Annotated in this window: 11 protein-coding genes; 4 read left to right on the forward strand and 7 right to left on the reverse strand. The window is 72.9% G+C overall.

Going from position 1 to position 15,939, the window contains the following annotated elements; translation table 11 throughout:
- Positions 1 to 11: 11 nt before the first annotated feature.
- A complete protein-coding gene (locus AB0C27_RS16185) occupies positions 12 to 326 on the forward strand; it encodes a hypothetical protein (RefSeq protein WP_357843998.1) in 315 nt (104 codons plus the stop codon).
- Positions 327 to 339: 13 nt separating this feature from the next.
- Here the strand turns inward: AB0C27_RS16185 and AB0C27_RS16190 are convergent, their stop codons facing one another.
- From AB0C27_RS16190 to AB0C27_RS16205, 4 genes are all read right to left on the reverse strand, one after another.
- On the reverse strand, positions 340 to 978 hold the full coding sequence (locus AB0C27_RS16190; protein ID WP_357844001.1) for a class I SAM-dependent methyltransferase: 639 nt from the start codon (positions 976 to 978) through the stop codon (positions 340 to 342).
- A gap of 329 nt (positions 979 to 1,307) precedes the next feature.
- A complete protein-coding gene (locus tag AB0C27_RS16195; protein ID WP_357844004.1) occupies positions 1,308 to 3,515 on the reverse strand; it encodes a bifunctional SulP family inorganic anion transporter/carbonic anhydrase in 2,208 nt (735 codons plus the stop codon).
- Between the two features lie 105 nt (positions 3,516 to 3,620).
- Positions 3,621 to 5,192: a hypothetical protein gene (locus tag AB0C27_RS16200; protein ID WP_357844007.1), complete on the reverse strand. Its 1,572-nt coding sequence runs from the start codon at positions 5,190 to 5,192 to the stop codon at positions 3,621 to 3,623.
- A gap of 184 nt (positions 5,193 to 5,376) precedes the next feature.
- A complete protein-coding gene (locus AB0C27_RS16205; protein ID WP_357844010.1) occupies positions 5,377 to 5,889 on the reverse strand; it encodes a YbhB/YbcL family Raf kinase inhibitor-like protein in 513 nt (170 codons plus the stop codon).
- A gap of 650 nt (positions 5,890 to 6,539) precedes the next feature.
- On the opposite strand from AB0C27_RS16205, the gene AB0C27_RS16210 reads away from it, so the two are divergent.
- Entirely contained in the window at positions 6,540 to 7,055 is a 516-nt protein-coding gene (locus AB0C27_RS16210) for a PH domain-containing protein (RefSeq protein WP_357844013.1), read from the forward strand.
- A 389-nt stretch (positions 7,056 to 7,444) separates the two neighbouring features.
- Positions 7,445 to 8,920, forward strand: coding sequence for a PH domain-containing protein (locus tag AB0C27_RS16215; RefSeq protein ID WP_357844016.1), 1,476 nt, complete (start codon positions 7,445 to 7,447; stop codon positions 8,918 to 8,920).
- Positions 8,921 to 9,074: 154 nt separating this feature from the next.
- Here AB0C27_RS16215 and sepH read toward each other — a convergent pair whose 3' ends face one another.
- Positions 9,075 to 12,356 carry a septation protein SepH gene (sepH, locus tag AB0C27_RS16220; protein ID WP_357844019.1) on the reverse strand — a complete coding sequence of 1,094 codons (3,282 nt, stop codon included), beginning with the start codon at positions 12,354 to 12,356 and terminating at the stop codon, positions 9,075 to 9,077.
- A gap of 160 nt (positions 12,357 to 12,516) precedes the next feature.
- Positions 12,517 to 13,545, reverse strand: coding sequence for a S8 family serine peptidase (locus AB0C27_RS16225; protein ID WP_357844022.1), 1,029 nt, complete (start codon positions 13,543 to 13,545; stop codon positions 12,517 to 12,519).
- Between the two features lie 119 nt (positions 13,546 to 13,664).
- Between AB0C27_RS16225 and AB0C27_RS16230 the strand changes: the two genes are divergently transcribed.
- Positions 13,665 to 14,576: a hypothetical protein gene (locus AB0C27_RS16230; RefSeq protein ID WP_357844025.1), complete on the forward strand. Its 912-nt coding sequence runs from the start codon at positions 13,665 to 13,667 to the stop codon at positions 14,574 to 14,576.
- Between the two features lie 69 nt (positions 14,577 to 14,645).
- Here the strand turns inward: AB0C27_RS16230 and AB0C27_RS16235 are convergent, their stop codons facing one another.
- A complete protein-coding gene (locus AB0C27_RS16235; RefSeq protein WP_357844028.1) occupies positions 14,646 to 15,923 on the reverse strand; it encodes a D-arabinono-1,4-lactone oxidase in 1,278 nt (425 codons plus the stop codon).
- Positions 15,924 to 15,939 lie beyond the last annotated feature (16 nt).

Raw genomic sequence — 15,939 nt, forward strand, 5'->3', positions numbered from 1 at the left:
GGTGCAGATCGTTGCGGTCGGTGATGGATAGTGGTGGGCTCGTCACTATCGCGCCGGGCATAGAGCACCACTACCGGGAAGAGGGTGACGTCCGTGTCGCGGTCATGACGCACGGAGACGGCACGTGGGCCCGGGCCGAGGAGCGCGATGGTGAGGTCACCGTGCATCAGGGCGGGCCGCGTCGGCTGTGGGATCGCCTCGACGACGTGCGTGACTACTGGATTCGCCATGGCGAGCTGCCGTTCCGCGGGGCCAGGGCGACCATCGGGCGGGACGGGGTGATCACGCTTCAGCGTGGCCGGTGGAAGGCTGTCATCGGCCGGTAGAGGCTTCGGCTGGTCAGTGTTTCGTCGTGTGGGCGTGGCCCAGGATGTGGGCGGTGCGGGGGACGAGGGGCTGCGGGGAGAAGGTGAATCTGTCGGACTCCGTCACCTCGAAGCCGGCGCGTTTGATCGCGCGCAGGGTGTCCCGGTTCGGGTGGCAGCCGCCCGCCGCTCGGCGCCAGGCCGGGGTGATGGCGTCCTCCAGCAGGGCGAACAGCGGGTTCGCCGAGCGTACGTGCTCGTAGAAGCACAGCCGCCCGCCGGGGACGAGCACCCGCGTGATCTCCGCCAGTGCCCGCTGCTGCGACGGCACCGAGCACAGCACCAGCGACACCACCGCCGTGTCGAAGTCGCCTTCCGGGCCGGGCAGGGCGTCGGCGTGGCCGGGCACGACGGAGACGGGCACCGGGGCCGAGCTGGCCGCGGTGGTGGCGAGCGCGCGCAGCGTGTCGTCCGGCTCCACGGCCACGACCTCCGTGACCGTCTCCGGGTAGTGGGGGAAGTTGCGGCCGTTCCCGGCGCCGATCTCGATCACCCGGCCCTCGGCGCCGGTCAGCAGCCGCCGCCGGTGCTCGTACGCGCCCCGCTGGTCGGTGAGCACGCTCATCCGCGCGTACGCCTGCGCGAAGCGTGGGTTCTGGAAGTCTTGTGGCATGGTGTCCCCCGGGTTGCGTTTTGTGCCCCGGGTTCTGTTTCTAGCAGCTTGCCGGGCTCGGCGCGTTCCGGCCGGGTGAGGGGCGGAGGTGGGTCGCGCTCCGTCCGGCTACCATCGGCGGCCCCGAGAGGGGGCATAGCTCGAACGGCGGGCGCCTCCGCCCCTCCGGCCCCTGGGAGTGAGGACCGGCGTCGCGAGGGGCGCCGTGGGCAACGGGAGCACCTCGCTGGCACCGCGACCCTAACTCCGCCCCTGCCGCTCGTTCTGCGGAGGATTACGCAGAACGGACCTCAATCCCCGGCATCAATCCCCGGCATCAGTCCTCGGCATCAGGCCTCGCCCGCGGCCACTCCGAGCGGCCTGGCCGTGTTCGGGGGGCGCAGTGGCGGCACCATGTGCACCCGCGCCGACCCGATGTCGAAGAACAGCCCCACCAGCTCCAGCTTGCCCGCCCTGACCTGCTCGTCCACCTTGCGGTAGGTGCGCAGGTTCTCCAGCTGCTGCTGCACGTTCACCCGGCACAGCACGTCCAGCGCCCCGCTGTGCAGCCGGTCGCCCTCGGTGTCGATGAACGTGGCCAGGCTGTGGTCACCGTGCCGCAGCCACCTGCGCAGCCCGGGCAGGCTGCCCGCCTGCACCCCGGCGCTCAGCACCCCGGCCATCGCGCCGCAGCCCGAGTGGCCGCACACCGTGATCGTGTGCACGCCCAGCACCTGCGTGGCGTACTCGATGGCCGCCACCATCGAGTCGTCGTGCGGCTCCGAGCCCCTGCGCGGCACCAGGTTGCCGATGTTGCGCACGGTGAACAGGTCGCCGGGACCGCTCGCGGTGATCAGGCTGGGCATGATCCTGGAGTCGGCGCAGGTGATGAACAGGTGGGTCGGCTGCTGCTTGCGGGCCAGCTCGGTGAAGATGGGCCGGACGAGCGGCGCCGTACTGCGGTGATACTCGCGCGCACCGGCCGTGAGCATGCACTCGGGCGAGCCCGTGACGGCCCCGTCCAGCGGGAACGGCTCGGGACGGCGCCGCCGCTGCGCCCACGGCAGCCACCAGCGGTCCGGCGCCTTCGGCGGCGACTTCACGGGCAGCATGTGGGCGCCGCTGGCGGCCAGCGCGTACCACTCGTCGTGCAGCTCGTCGATGTCGACCGTGCCGCCCATGCGCTCGTGGTCGAGCCGCCAGGAGTGGATGGCCTCGAAGGCGCCGTTGTCCATGAAGTCGATGTTCAGATCGAGGTCGACGGCGGTGCCGGCCGGGATCGTGCGCAGCTCGTGCGTCAGCCGGGGCACCCCGAGGAACGTCAGCGACCCCGAGATCGTCACGTGCAGGCGCCCGTCGCGCTCCTCCCGCTTGAGCACGGTCACCCAGGTCAGGCGGCGCAGGGCGAGCAGCGCGGCCAGGGCCAGACCCGCCAGCACGCCCTCGGCCAGGCCGAGCAGGATGACGGTGACCAGCGTGACGACGTACACCGGCACCTCGCCGTGCCCGTGCACCTTCCTGATGTGGCCCAGGTTCACCATCTGCATGCCGATGAACACCAGCAGCGCCGCCAGCGCCTCCAGCGGGATCAGCGTGATCGACCAGCCGAACCCGGTCGCGAACACCAGCACCCACACCCCGTGCAGGATCGCCGACCAGCGAGTACGCCCGCCCGCCGCCACGTTCGCGGTGCTGCGCACGATCACCCCGGCCACCGGCAGCCCGCCGAGCGCGCCGCTGACCATGTTGGCCACGCCCTGGCCGGTCAGCTCCTGGTCGAGGTCGGCACGGCGGCCTGCGTGCATCCCGTCGACCGCGACCGAGCACAGCAGCGACTCGCAGCCGGCCAGCAGCGCCACCAGCAGCACGGAGGCCACCACGAGATGCCAGTCTCCCTGCGGCAGCACCGGGAAGGCCCAGTCGCTGACGCCGCCCGACAGGTCCACCCGCGTGACGTCCCAGCCGAACGCCCACGCCGTCACCGCCGCCGTGAGCAGCGCCGCCAGCGGCGCGGGCACCGCCTTGATCCGCCTGGGCAGGCGCGTCCACAGCGCCAGCACGGTGATCGTGAGCACGCCCACGGCGACCTTGTGGCCGTGCAGGTGCAGGATCTGCCCGGGCAGCTCGATGAGGTTCGCGATGGCGGAGCGCTGCGAGCTGCCGCCCAGCACGATGTGGAGCTGGGAGAGGGCGATGATGACGCCGACCGCGGCCAGCATGCCGTGCAGGACGGCCGGCGACACCGCCAGTGCCGCCCTGGCCGCCTTGAACACGCCCAGGACGAGCTGTACGGCCCCGGCCAGCAGGGTGATCATGCAGGTGGCGCGCCATCCGTACGTGTGCACCAGATCCACGATCACCAGCGACAGGCCGGCGGCCGGGCCGCTCACCTGGACGGCGGAACCGCCCAGCGCGCCCGCCACGATGCCGCCCACCACGGCGGCGATGAGCCCGGCTGTCAGCGGCGCGCCGGAGGCCATCGCGATGCCCAGGGAAAGGGGCACCGCGACGAGGGAAACCACGAGCGAGGCTGGCACGTCGTGCCGGAGGGTGCTCATCCAGCTACTCTGCGTGTCGCGGAACATGGAGCAAACCCTATTGCTCCGTCGACCCCGCTTTAGGGGGGCGTTACGCGGGTTTTACGGATTAATGGGCGCTAAAGATCATCGGTAGTAGTCGTTCGGATAGTCCTGCTCCGGGCCCCGGCGGTGGTTGCCGCGGTTGTTGTCCTGCGCCGGAGGCTGCCCGCCGTACGCGGGCCAGGTGCCCTGGGCGCCGTTGCCCGCGGCCGGAGGCTCGGGCCAGGCGGCGGCGGTGGTGATGTCGCCCGTCTCGTAGGCGCCCGGCCCGAACGGCGACTGCGGCGGCGTCGGGGCCGAGAGCACGTCGTCGTAGTTGGAGACCGCACGGGCGGGCGCGGTCGGGGTGCCGGTCGCGGGGGAGGGGGCGGTGAGCGGGTCGGAGTCGTCGGCCACGGCCCAGCCGGCCCGGACCTCGTAGGAGGCGGGGTAGGAGGAACGCTCGGCGGGCTGCTCGAACGCCGGCCACGAGCTCGCGCCGGGATAGGCGGAGGCCGCGGGGGCGGGGTCGTCGAAGATGTCGGGCGAGGCGGGCCAGGAGCCGGACGTGCTCGCCGCCGCGGGCGGGTAGGTCGACTCACGGGCGTCGGCGCCGCCGTACGCGGGGAACGGGTCGCTCGTCGGCGCGCCGTGGATGGGCGCGGCGGGAACGGCGGGGAAGCTGCCGCTGGAGGCGGGGCTCACCGGGCTCGCCGGGTTGCTCACCACGGGGAACGAGCCGCTGCCGCTCACGGAGGGCTGGGCGGGGAACGAGCCGCTGCCGCCGTTCGCCGGATAGGCGTTGGAGGAGACCCCGTTGGAGGCCACCGGGGTGGGCCTGGTCGCGGGGCGCTCGGCCCGCGCGGGTCGGCTCACGGGCGACGGCTCGGGACGGGTGGGGGCGGGCACCGGCTGGGCGCCCGCGCCGAGGATGCTCATCACGTCGGCCGTCGGGGCCGCGAAGGTCACGGTGCGCTGGTCGGCCAGCTCGGACTGAGCGGGAGTGGCGCGCTTCTGCGGCTCGACCAGGTCGGCCAGGTTGGCGGCGGCGGGCTGACGCTGGGGGAGCGGGGCTTGCACGGTGGCGGCGTTGGGGTCGGCGCCGGCGGTCGCGGGCTGCGGCTTGGCGGAACGGCTCGGCCGCTTGGCTGGCCGCTCGGAACGGCGCTCGGCGGGCCGCTCACGCGGGGCGGTGCGCTCGCGCTCGGCCGGACGCTCGGCGGCGGGCCGCTCGGAGGAGGGCCGCTCGGAGGAGGGGGGCCGCTCACGCTCGACGGGACGGGAGGCGCCCTTGCGCGCCGCGACGGTGCCGCCGGCACCGAAACCGCCCTCTTCCGCGTCGCTGCGGATGTTGGCCCAGAACTCCTCGTCGTCGTCGTCCGTGCTCGGGTTGCCCCACTCGTCGACGCCGCGCCTGCCGCGCTGGCCGGTGCGGACCGGCTTCGGCTTCGGCTCGTCGATCGGGCTGAAGTCGGGGCTGAAGTTGGCCATGCGGGGTTCGTGCGCCGCGAACTGGTCCGTCGAGCGCGTGAGCGTGTTCTCCTCTTTCTCGGCCATCTCCTTCAGCCGTTCCGGAGGTAGCGAGCTCTCCCTGCGGTTCATGGAGCGCATGCCCAGTGCCACGACAGCGAGCACGGCGAGCACGACAGCGACCAAGCTGATGACGACCGCGATCATTGCACCACCCTCAAAGTCATGGCCTCCCTCTGGCACCGATGAGATCGCGCGGCCATCGACGCGACCTGCCCCCTTTGATCACCAGTGCCTAACGATTGGATCTGATTGTGTCGGACCACTATGAGAGTTGTCACACCCTACGTGAAGAATTGGTACACCGGTACTACATGTCGTATTTGACTGCTCACTCAATGTTCACCGCGGTGAGCCTGCCGCGGGCGATGGTCTGATCCGCGATCTTCTTCAGAACCTCGGGAAGCTCGGCGCCTCCCGGCAGATCGACCTTGCCGTCCAACGTGTAGACGGTGAACCGGTAGCTGGCCCGGTCCTGGCAGGGGGGCTCGTAGCCCACCTTCCCGCTGGTCACCTTCGCCTGCCCGGACCCCTCGGGGGGATCGGCGGCGGCATCGGGGCCGAGCTCGGTCGTGGTGGCCGGGATGTTGAACAGCACCCAGTGCACGGCCGACTCGGACGACGTATGGCTGTCGACCACGATGGCGATCGACTCCGCCTCGGACAGGGGCTGGCTCGACCAGCGCAGCGGCGGGCTGCCCTGATCACCCCGGCAGGAGTATTCGCGCGGCAGCGGCTCGCCGTCGCGCAGCTCGGGGCTCGCGACGTTGATCTCCGCGATGTCCTTCGCCTCTGACCTGCCGAAAAAGCTGCCGCAACCCGCCAGCGCGAACGCGAGTGCCACCACTGTCACACTGACAGTGATGCGTCGCATGCGTGATGCCGTGTTACACAGCCCCATGCCGGATGATGCTACGCGGGTCTCGGCGGTGCGCAGACCGTTTCTCGATGGTCGGTGGTAGGTAAAGGATCCGAAAACAGCCGGAATGACGGCATCCGGGTAGTGAACTTGGCCACATCGGAGGCGGTGGGAGCGCCAGGCCGGGGGACGATCCGGGCAGGCCGGCGGACCATTTCCGGGCTGCGCGTTCGCGGCCGCCGTGGGTGAGGGCGGGGCGCGGGGTCTCGGACGGCGCTGACGGGGCCATCGTTCCATTAACGGGACGCGGCGAAAAATCGGGTGCGCCAGGTCGGGTCGTTCGACTAAAGGGGCGACGATCGGGGAACGGGGCGATGTTCGGGGAACGCGGCGCGGACGGCGGCTGCCACGTTGCGTTAGGCGCTCGCGCTGTGGTGCGGTCCCCGCGCTGCCCGAGCCTGGCTGGCACGAACGTGGCGCCGCCGACGTGGCCAAGCGCGACAGCCTGCGGCCGGGCCGCCAACGAGCATGCACCCGCGTACGGCCGCCTCGCGGCAGACACGCCGGAGCGTCCGGTGGATCTTTACCGGCCCGCTGGCAGATCGCCCCGGCGGTTCGCACCCTAAGCTGGCTTTGTGACGTCTACTGGCCCGCTGCGCGATCCGGCGAACCGCGTCTCGCCCAAGGCCGTACGGCTGTGGTTGCTGGAGTCGCTGATCGCTTTCGTGTTCTTCGCCGGCATCTCGCTGCTGCTGTCGCGGTGGGCGGGCGGCTGGCCCTGGGTGCCCGACTGGTTCGCCCGCGACCCGTGGCTGCTGCCCGCCGCGGTCGTGGTGCTGACGCTGCCGTTCCTGGCGGCCGAGCCGTTCGTACGGTACGCCGTGCATCGCTGGGAGCTGTCAGGAGACGTCGTCTACGCCAGGTCGGGGTTCCTGACCAGGGAGTGGGCGTTCGTGCCTGTGAGCCGCATCCAGACGGTCGACAAGGGGCAAGGGTGGTTCGAGCGGATGCTCGGTCTGGCCACCCTGGAGATCCGCACGGCGTCCCACGCGGGCTCGTCCACGATCAAGGGGCTCGACTACCGGGTGGCGGCCGGGCTGGCCGAGGAGCTGGCCCGGCGGGCCGAACAGCTGAGGGACGACGCGACATGACCGGCCCTCGTCCCGACGACCCGTCCCCCTCCACCGACCCGTCCCAGCCCACCGGCCCGCGGCCGTCCACCGACCGGCCACGCCCGCATGACGAAGGCCGGCCGCCCACCGCTCCGCCGCCTCCGCCCGCCGTCTCCCCGGCCCCGCCTCACGACGGGCAGCCGTCCGCGATGCCGCCTCAGGACGGGCAGCCGTCCGCGGTGTCGCCTCACGAAGGACAGCCATCCGCGTTCCCGCCGCCACTGGGTGACGGGCAGCCTTACGCGCCGGTGCCTCCTCAGGCCGGCGGGTGGTCGTCGCCGTCTGGGCCGCCTCCGGCCGCCCAGGAAGGTGAACGGTTCCCGCCGCCGGGCCATCCAGGCGCGGGACCGTTTCCCGAGCCCCCCGTCGTGCGGGTGCCGCAGCGGCTCAGCCCCAAGGTGCTGCTCATCGACCCGGTGCGCATGCTGCCCTCCCTCCTCCTCCCCCTGGTCGGCGTCCTGTTCGTGGGCGGCTTCTCGGCCAGGTCGTACGGCTACGCCGCCGCGGGCGTCATCGGCGCCGTGGTGTTCGCGATCATCCGCTGGGCCACGTTCACGTACGAGATCGTCGGCGACCGGCTGGAGACCAAGCGCTCGCTGATCAGCCGCTCCGTCCGTACCATCCCGCTGGAACGCATCCGCGGCGTCGACGTCTCCACCCCGCCCATGCACCGGCTGCTCGGCCTGACCATCCTCAAGATCGACACTGGGGCGAGCGGCGGCGAGGAGGAGGCGAAGCTCGCCGGCATCACGCCGGAGGAGGCGGAACGCCTCAAAGCGGTGCTCCTGCGCCGCACCGCCGAGCCCGAGCCGCACGCCCCCGGCGAGGCGGCGCCCGCCGCCACCGGGCCCAGGGAGCGCCCGATCATCGACGTGCCGCGCAGGTGGCTGCTGTACGGGCCGCTCTCGGGCGCGTACCTGCTGACCCCCTTCGCCTTCGCCGGCGGCCTGGTGGGGCTGGCGTTCCAGTGGGGCGACGAGCTCGGGGTCAGCCGGGACACCGCCTGGAGTGCGGGCGAGTGGCTCTGGGAGCACCCCTACCTGCTGCTGGCGCTGGCGTTGCTGCTGGTGGTGGCGATGCCGTTCGCGGGCGGCCTCATGTACGCGATCTTCAACTGGGACTTCAGGCTCAAGCGGCGCGACGGCTACCTCGTGGCCGAGCGCGGGCTGATCAACCGGCGCAGCGTGTCGCTGGAGTCGCAGCGGGTACGCGGCTACGAGATCGTGGACGGCCTGGCCGAACGGTGGGCGGGCGTCACCCGCGTCTGGGCCATCGTCACCGGGCTGGGCGACTCGGAGACGCGGGGGCAACTGCTGCCCGACGTGCCCCGCGACGTGGCCTTCCAGGTGACCGCCGACGCGATCGGCCCCTACCAGGGGGACCTGCGGCCCCATCCGCCCGTGGCGCGCCGCCGGCGGCTGTTCCGCGCCGTCTTCCCGTGGCTCCTGGCCGCTCTGCTCGCCGCCGTCGCCGTCTGGCTCACGGGGGCGGTGCTGTGGTGGGTCCTGCTGGTGCTCCTGCTGGTCATGGCCGGCGTTGGGGTGCCGCTCGGGCTCGACCGCTACGCCTCACTGGGTCACGGCTACGACGGGGTACGCCTGTCGGTACGGTCGGGCTCGATGCGTCGCGCCCAGGCCGTGGTCGAACGCCGGGCCGTGGTGGGCTGGCGGCTGCGGCAGACGTGGTTCCAGCGGCAGGCCGGGGTCCTCACGCTGATCGCCGGGGTCGGGGCCGGCAAGGGGGGCTACTCGGCGATCGACGTGTCGCTGCCGCAGGCGGTGGGTTTCCCCGCCGAGGTGACACCGGAGTGGCTCGCCCCCTTCCTGGAACGCGCCGAACCCTGACCGGGGGCTCATCCTGGACCCCAGTGGCCGGTGACTCGGAACCAGCTCCCTGGCAGGTGACCAGGTACGTGGCCCGGTTGGCCCGGCGACCGAGTTACCTGGCCCGGTGATCCGGTGACGGCCGTTCTGACCTGAGCGGTCTGGCTCGTCCTGATCAGTCCTGGCGGCGGGCGCCGAACATGATCTCGTCCCAGGTCGGCACCGAGGCCCGGCGGCCCCTCGAACCCTTGCGCGCCTGACGGGCGGCCGGAGCGGGCGGCGGAGAGGGCACCGGCACGGCCGGGTCCTCCTTCGGCTCGTCCTTGGCCGCCCGCGCCGCCGGTACCGCCGGAGCGGGCTTCGGCTTGGGCGCCGGGGGCTTGCTCTCCCGAACCGGCTGCTCGGGCTCGGCCCGACCTGCCTTCTTCTGCGCCGCCAGCTTCGCCGGGGTCGGCCTCTCCGGTTCGGTCGCCGGCTCAGGCGCGTCTTCGGAGGCGGGCGTCGCGTCCTGAACGGTCGCCGCCTCGGCAGCGGGCGCCGGGTCGGGAGCGCGTGCGGGCTCAGGAGCGGGCGTCGGCTCGGGAACGGAGACTGTCTCAGGAGCAACAGCGGCCTCGGGGGCGGGCGTCGCTTCAGGAGCCGACGTCGTCTCGGTGGCGGCAGCGGCCTCAGCAGCCGACGTCGTCTCGTCACCGGTGGACGACTCGGCGGCTCCGGACGTTTCGGCGATTGCGGACGCTTCGGTGGCGGCTACTTCCGGAGTGGGCACCTCGTCGGTGACCTCCGCGGCTGCGGCCGGGGCCTCGGCGGCGCTCGTGCCCTCGGGAGCCGCAGCGGTTGCCGGAGTCGTCTCGGCGGCGGCCGACGCAGCGGCTGCCTTCGTCTCAGTGGCCGCCGTCGCTGCCTCGGGAGCAACCTCCTCGGGAGCGTCCGTGGATTCGGCGGCAGTCGTGGATCCGGCAGTTGCCGGGGTCTCGGATGCGGCTTCGGGCTTGCTAGCAGTTTCGCTTGCGGCTGTGGAGGCGGGAGCGGACGTGGTCTGCGCCGGGACCGTGCCCTCGGCCGTGGCTGCGGCTGTTGTCTCGGACGTGGGCGTCGTCCCAGATGCGGTGGTCACTTCGCCGGCGACCGGCTTCTCACTGTTGACCGGCTGCTCGGTGACGACCGACTGCTCGACGGCGGCGGTTGCAGTTTCCGGGGATCCGGCCGTGGCGGTTTCGTCGCTCTTGGTGGTCTCGACGGTAGCGGCCGGCTTGTCGACTTCGACGGCCTTTGTGTCGGTGGCCTCGACGGCGGTTTCGTCGCTTGCGACGGGCTGGGCCGGTGCGGGTCCGGACCCGAGCTCGGCCTGGGCCTCGGTCCCGGTGGCCATGGCCTTCGCAGCGGGAGTGGGCGTCGCGGCGGGAGCGGGCGTCGTCTCCGGGGTGGCCGTGGTGGTGGGCTCTGCGGTGGTGGGGTGTCCGACCACTTTCACCGTGACGTCGGTGGAGGCGGCCGGTGCCACGGATGCGGTGGCCGCTTCCGTGGCGGTCTGGGAGGCGTCCTCCGTCGTGGGAACGGCTGCGCCTGCCTCGGCCTGGCTCTCGGCGGACCCGGACCCGGACCCGGACTCGGCTCTGGCGGGCGTCTGCGCGTCGGCGGCGGTCGCGGCGACGGCCTTCTCCGCGAGCTCGGCGGGCGTGACGACGGACGGGCCCGTGGCGGGCGGCGCGTCGGCCCGGACAACGGCCGTCTCAGCGTGCGCGGCCGTCTCAGCCTGGGCACTCGTCTCAGCCTGGGCGCTCGGCTCAGCCTGGACGGTCGGCGGCGTGGGCTGGGCAGCCTGGACCTCGGGCTGGGCGATGCTCGTCTCGGCCTGGGCGGTCGGTTCCGGGTGGTGGGCCGGGGACGTGGGCTGGGCGGACGGCGACTCGGACTGGGTGATCGCCGTGTCGTGCAGGTCGGCGGCCGGCTGGTCCCGGGCCGGCGAGAGCGCGTCGGCGGGCGCATCCGGCCGCACCGCCTGCTGGTTCTGGACGGGCGGGAACTCCTGGCCGGCCGGTCGGCCGTCAGAGGCGGGCCTCTGCGTGCCAGGCCGGTCCTCGACGAACGCGGGCCCGTCCGCGGGGCGCTGGTCGTCCGCAAACGCGGGCCTGTGCGTGGTGCGCTGGTCCTCGGTGGACGTAGCCCCCTGAGCTGTGCGCCGGTCGTCGGTGGACGCGGGCCTCTGCGCGGGGCGCTGGTCGTCGGCGGTGGTGAAGCGCTGGTCGGGTGTGGGGGTGTCGTCGATGGGCGGCCGGGGGGCAGGGCGGGAGGACGGCGGCCCGGCGGGGGCGTAGATGGAGTCGGTCTCGCGGTCGCCGGAGCGGCCCGCGCCGAAGTCGGGCAGCCACGGCGAAGACCCGCCGCGGCGGGACGAGGTGTCGCCGGGGCGGGCATGGCCGGTTTCGCGGGCCGGAGGTTCGGGCCGGTAGGGCTCGCGTACGGAGTCCTGCCGGTGGCCGGGATCCTGCGGGCGGCCGGAGTCGGCGCGGTGGCCCGGGTCGGGACGGTGGCCCGGGTCGGGACGGTGGCCGGAGTCGGGACGGTGAGTGGAGCCCGGGCGGTGGCCGGAGTCTCTGGCCGGGGAGTCGTGGCGTGCGGCCGGCTCCTCGCCGTGGTCGAAGTCGTGGCGCGGGGCGAAGGGCGCCTCGCGCGGCGGCGTCTCGGGCGGCCGCGTGTAGGCGGTCTCCGGCGACCGGACCGGCGGGGTGTAGCCGACGGCGGGCTCCTCCGGCTCGCGGCGCACCACCGACGGGAACGGCAGCGCGTCGGAGGCGAGCGGCGGCACCGGCTGCAGCTTGGCCACCCGCGGCGCGAACGGCATCACCGTGGTGTCCTCCACCACGGCGGGATCGGGGTCGAAGTCAGCGGACGACAGGCGCAGGGCCTCGTCGTCATGGGGTGTCACGTGGCGCTTGCGCGGGTCGAAGAGCCACTCGGCGTGGCGCGTGTGACCGTTCCACACGTAGCCGAGCTTGACCCGCCACAGGCCGTCGTCGCGCTTGGCGGAGTCCCAGTCGATCTCGTCGGTGGGCACGCCGCGCCTGGTCAGCCGCTCCGCGACGAGGTCGCCGAGCGTCGGCCCCGGGGCAGACTCGCCCGGCATCCGTACGGCCACACGTTGCGCCTGCTGGGCGACGTACTCCCGCTCCTGCAGCACCGGCCCCTCGAACCAGCGGACGCGCTCGACGGGGATCCCGGCGGTCGCCGCGATCTCCTCCGCCGTCTCTCCAGCTCGGATGCGGGCCTGGATCTCCTTGGGGCGCAACGGGCTCTCCACTTCGATCTCGTACTGGCCGAGACGGGAGAAGTTGCCGCGGACGGCAGCACGGAGCCGGTCGTCCACGGGAAGCGTGAAGCGCGTACCCCGTCCGGCAGTAGCCAGCACGAGGTAGGTGCCGTCCTCACTTACCGCGACGAGTCGGAGCTCCTGCATGCGAGTCCCTTCGTCAGCGTCGCCATTCTTCCCCCGGACCCTTGAGTCTCTCGCGTGTGCCGGTTGCCTGCCAGCACCGTACCCGGCATGTCCGAACATCGCCTTCCTGGGATAGCCCGCAGGCGTTGTGACGCCGGTCACATTTGTGGAATCCATCACTCTAGAGCCCGCCATCGCGCATGAGGAGGTTAGATCCCGTCGGCGGGTTCTGGCGAATCGCGCCGCGGGAGGGCGTGCACTTCAGCCATGAGGCGAGCGCGGCGGGGCCGGCTTCGGGGTGAAGTTCCAGGTGACGGGCGGCGGCCCCGGCTAGGTACGGCGTGTGCGGAGAGTATGCCCGGCCGTCCGGAGTGACGTGACATGTGCCGGTGGAGGAGGCTCCGACCACGAACACGCCCTTACGTACCAGCGACCGTGCGGCGCGGTCGAGAGCGGGGGAGCCGGCGCCGTCGATCGCCATGCTCGCCACGGAGGGTCCTCTGGCGTGCCTGCGGATCCAGTCCAGCCCGGCCAGGACGTCGGACAGTGTGCCGGAGCCGCCGCAGCCGAGCACCCGCACCGAGGCGAGGCCGGCCTTCGGCGCGACACTGTGTGTGCGGGAGGCGGACTGCGTGCCGTGGCCGCCGCAGTCGCGTCCGGTGCCGCCGGTGGCGTCGAACGCCCGCCACACCCGTTCCCCGAAGCCCCGCCCATCCTCGTCCCCAGCCTCCGCGCCCGTTTCCGCGCCCGTTTCCGCGCCCGTTTCCGCGCCCGTCTCCGCGCTCGTCTCCGTGCCCGTATCCACGCCGCTGTCCACGACGTACACGGTGACGCCCGAGCCGTCCGCCTCCACCGCGTACGGGCGGGAGGGTCTGACGCCGGTCATGGGACGGATCTGGCGGTCGGGCTCGATCGAGCGGACCCGCCGGTCGGCGCGCAGGTCGGCCAGTTCGGCGGCGGTGAGGAAGGTGGCGAAGCCAGGCAGCGCCGAGGTGTAGTAGCGGCGCACCCGCCAGCGCACCTCGCCGACGAGATCGCGGGCGGCCACCCGGCTGCGGGCGATGACGATGTACGGGCGGGCGGGCTCGGACAGCGAGGGATGCAGGGCGAGACCCGAGGCGGGCGTCATGGCGGAGGGTACGGCGGTCGCGGCGGCCGTGGCCACGGCCGCGGCGAGGTAAACGGAGGGCAGGCCGAGTCGTCGGGGCACGAGCTATAAGGGTGCCTGTCGCGCAGGTCACAGGAACAACAGGACACGCACTCGCGTCTATTCACGAGACAGCTCTTTACCAACACCGAACGCATGGCGAGAGAGGACTGAACCGGGGGATGAGTGACGGGCAGCGGGGGTTCGAGCTGAGCGTCCCACAGATCCTGGGCAGTGCCCTGGCCGCGGTGACGGCCGCGGTGGCCGCGTCGTACCTCGGCGTGGCGGGCACGGTGATCGGGGCGGCGGTCGTCAGCGTCGCCAGTACGGTCGCGACCGCGATCTACACGCACTATCTCAAGCGCACCGGAGAGCGGGTCAAACAGCACACACTGGTGCCAAAGGGGGGACGCGACCCGGAACAGGGCCTGCTGGCCGCCGCCGCACACGCGACCAGGGCCGACGCCGACAGGGAGACGACTCCGCACGCGGCCTCGAATGACGAGGGCGCCGCACGGCACGAGACCCCGGCCGACGGCGACACGCCGGACGCGACCTCGGGTGACGGCAGGTCCACGCTGGTGATGCCGGTCGTACGCGGGCCGGCGCGCGGGCTGCCGTGGGCGAAGGTCGGTGTGGCGGCGGCGACGGTGTTCGCGGTCAGCATGGGGAGCATCCTGGCCTACCAGGCGCTGGCCGAGCGGACGGTGCACGAGCAGGTCACCGGCAAGGCGCCGGTGAAGGCACGCGAGGACAGGACGCCGGCCACCCGCGAGCCGGAGAGCCGGGCGCCCGCGTACCCGCCGCACACCCTCACGACGGAGCCGGAGACGCCGACGCCCACCCCGACACCGACCCCGACGCCGAGTGCGACGCGGAGCAGGACGCCGGCCGGGCGTCCCACGTCCGAGCCGACGCCCACGCGGCCGGAGCCGGTGACGCCGTCGCAGGGAACGACGGAGGCGCCGCCGCAGGAGCAGCCCGAGCAGCCGGACGGCACCGACGAGACGCCGACGGCCACCGCGGAGCCGTCCCCGCAGACGGGCCAGGACGAGGCCGACGATCATCCCGCCGGCCGGGACGACCTGCGGTGAACCGCCGTCCGGCCGGTGGTGGCCGCCCGGAGGCGGTCCTGGGCGGTTCGTGGTGGCTCGCCGCTGGGGCTAGCCGAGCACCGTGTCCAGGTAGTCGTTGGTGAACAGGCGCCCCGGGTCGAGGCGGTCGCGCAGGGAGACGAGGTCGGCGTGGCGCGGGTACACCTTGGCCAGGTACGCGGCGTCGCGCGTGTGCAGCTTGCCCCAGTGGGGCCGGCCGTCGAAGCGGGTCATGATCTCCTCGACGCCCTCGAAGTAGGCGGGGTTCGGCGTCGGCCGGTAGACGTGGCAGGCGACGTACGCCGTCGGCCGCCCGTACGCGGTGGACAGCCACGCGTCGCTGGGCGGCGTCACCCGCACCTCCACCGGAAAGGTGATCCTCCAGTCCATCCGCCCGATCAGGTCCCCGGTCTCACGCAGGGCCTGGGCCAGGCGCTCGCGCGGGACGGCGTACTCCATCTCCAGGAAACGCACGTCCCGCCGCGCCGTGAACACCTTGTACGAGGCGTCCACCGACTCGGAGTCGCCCAGCGCCGCCGCGCTGACGGCGTTGATCTTCGGGATCAGCCCGGGCAGGCGGGCGCCGAGCGCGCAGGCGGCGCCGAAGACGGTGTTCTCCAGGAACACGTTGTCCAGCCAGTGCCGCAGCACGCCGGGCGGCCGGGCCGGGCCGGGGCTGCGGTTGTTGGTCTTGACCAGGCAGGCGTCGGTGTGCGGCAGCCAGAAGAAGTCGAGGTGCTCGTTCGCCGCGGTGAGGTCGTCGAGCGAGCGCAGGATGTCGCTGAGCGCGAGCTTGCGGCGCCGCTGGTGCAGCAGGAACGCGGGCTCGACCCGGAACGTCACGGCCGTCAGCACCCCGAGGGCGCCGAGCCCCACGCGGGCCGCGTCGAAGAGGTCGTCGCCGGGCGCGGCGGTGGTCACGGAGCCGTCGGCGAGGACGAGCTCCAGCTCGGCGACTTGGTCGGCGAGGCCGCCGCTGTCGCGGCCGGTGCCGTGGGTGCCGGTCTGGATGGCGCCGGCGACGGTCTGCTCGGTGATGTCGCCCATGTTCGCCAGGGCCAGGCCGCGTTCTGCGAGCAGTTCGTTGAGCGCGCGCAGCGGGGTGCCGGCCGCGACGGTGACGAGGCCGTCGGCGTACGACCTGATCCCGGTAAGCGCGCCGGGGCGGAGCATGATGCCGTCGGTCAGGGCCACTCCGGTGAAGGAGTGGCCCGTCCCGATCATGCGGATGCGCCGCCCTGAGGCGGCGGCGTCCCGGACGGCGCGTACGACGTCCTCGACGGAGGCTGGCGTACGCACCTCGGCAGGGGTGCCCGACTGGTTGCGCGCCCAGTTCACGAAGGTCACGAGCACCCCTTGGGAA

Source organism: Nonomuraea sp. NPDC048882 (assembly GCF_040649755.1).
Lineage (GTDB): Bacteria > Actinomycetota > Actinomycetes > Streptosporangiales > Streptosporangiaceae > Nonomuraea > Nonomuraea maheshkhaliensis.

Coding starts and splice junctions, on each gene's coding strand:
- AB0C27_RS16200 (WP_357844007.1), bottom strand. CDS start 5,192: ATGATCGCGGTCGTCATCAGCTTGGTCGCTGTCGTGCTCGCCGTGCTC.
- AB0C27_RS16190 (WP_357844001.1), bottom strand. CDS start 978: ATGCCACAAGACTTCCAGAACCCACGCTTCGCGCAGGCGTACGCGCGG.
- AB0C27_RS16230 (WP_357844025.1), top strand. CDS start 13,665: ATGAGTGACGGGCAGCGGGGGTTCGAGCTGAGCGTCCCACAGATCCTG.
- sepH (WP_357844019.1), bottom strand. CDS start 12,356: ATGCAGGAGCTCCGACTCGTCGCGGTAAGTGAGGACGGCACCTACCTC.
- AB0C27_RS16195 (WP_357844004.1), bottom strand. CDS start 3,515: ATGAGCACCCTCCGGCACGACGTGCCAGCCTCGCTCGTGGTTTCCCTC.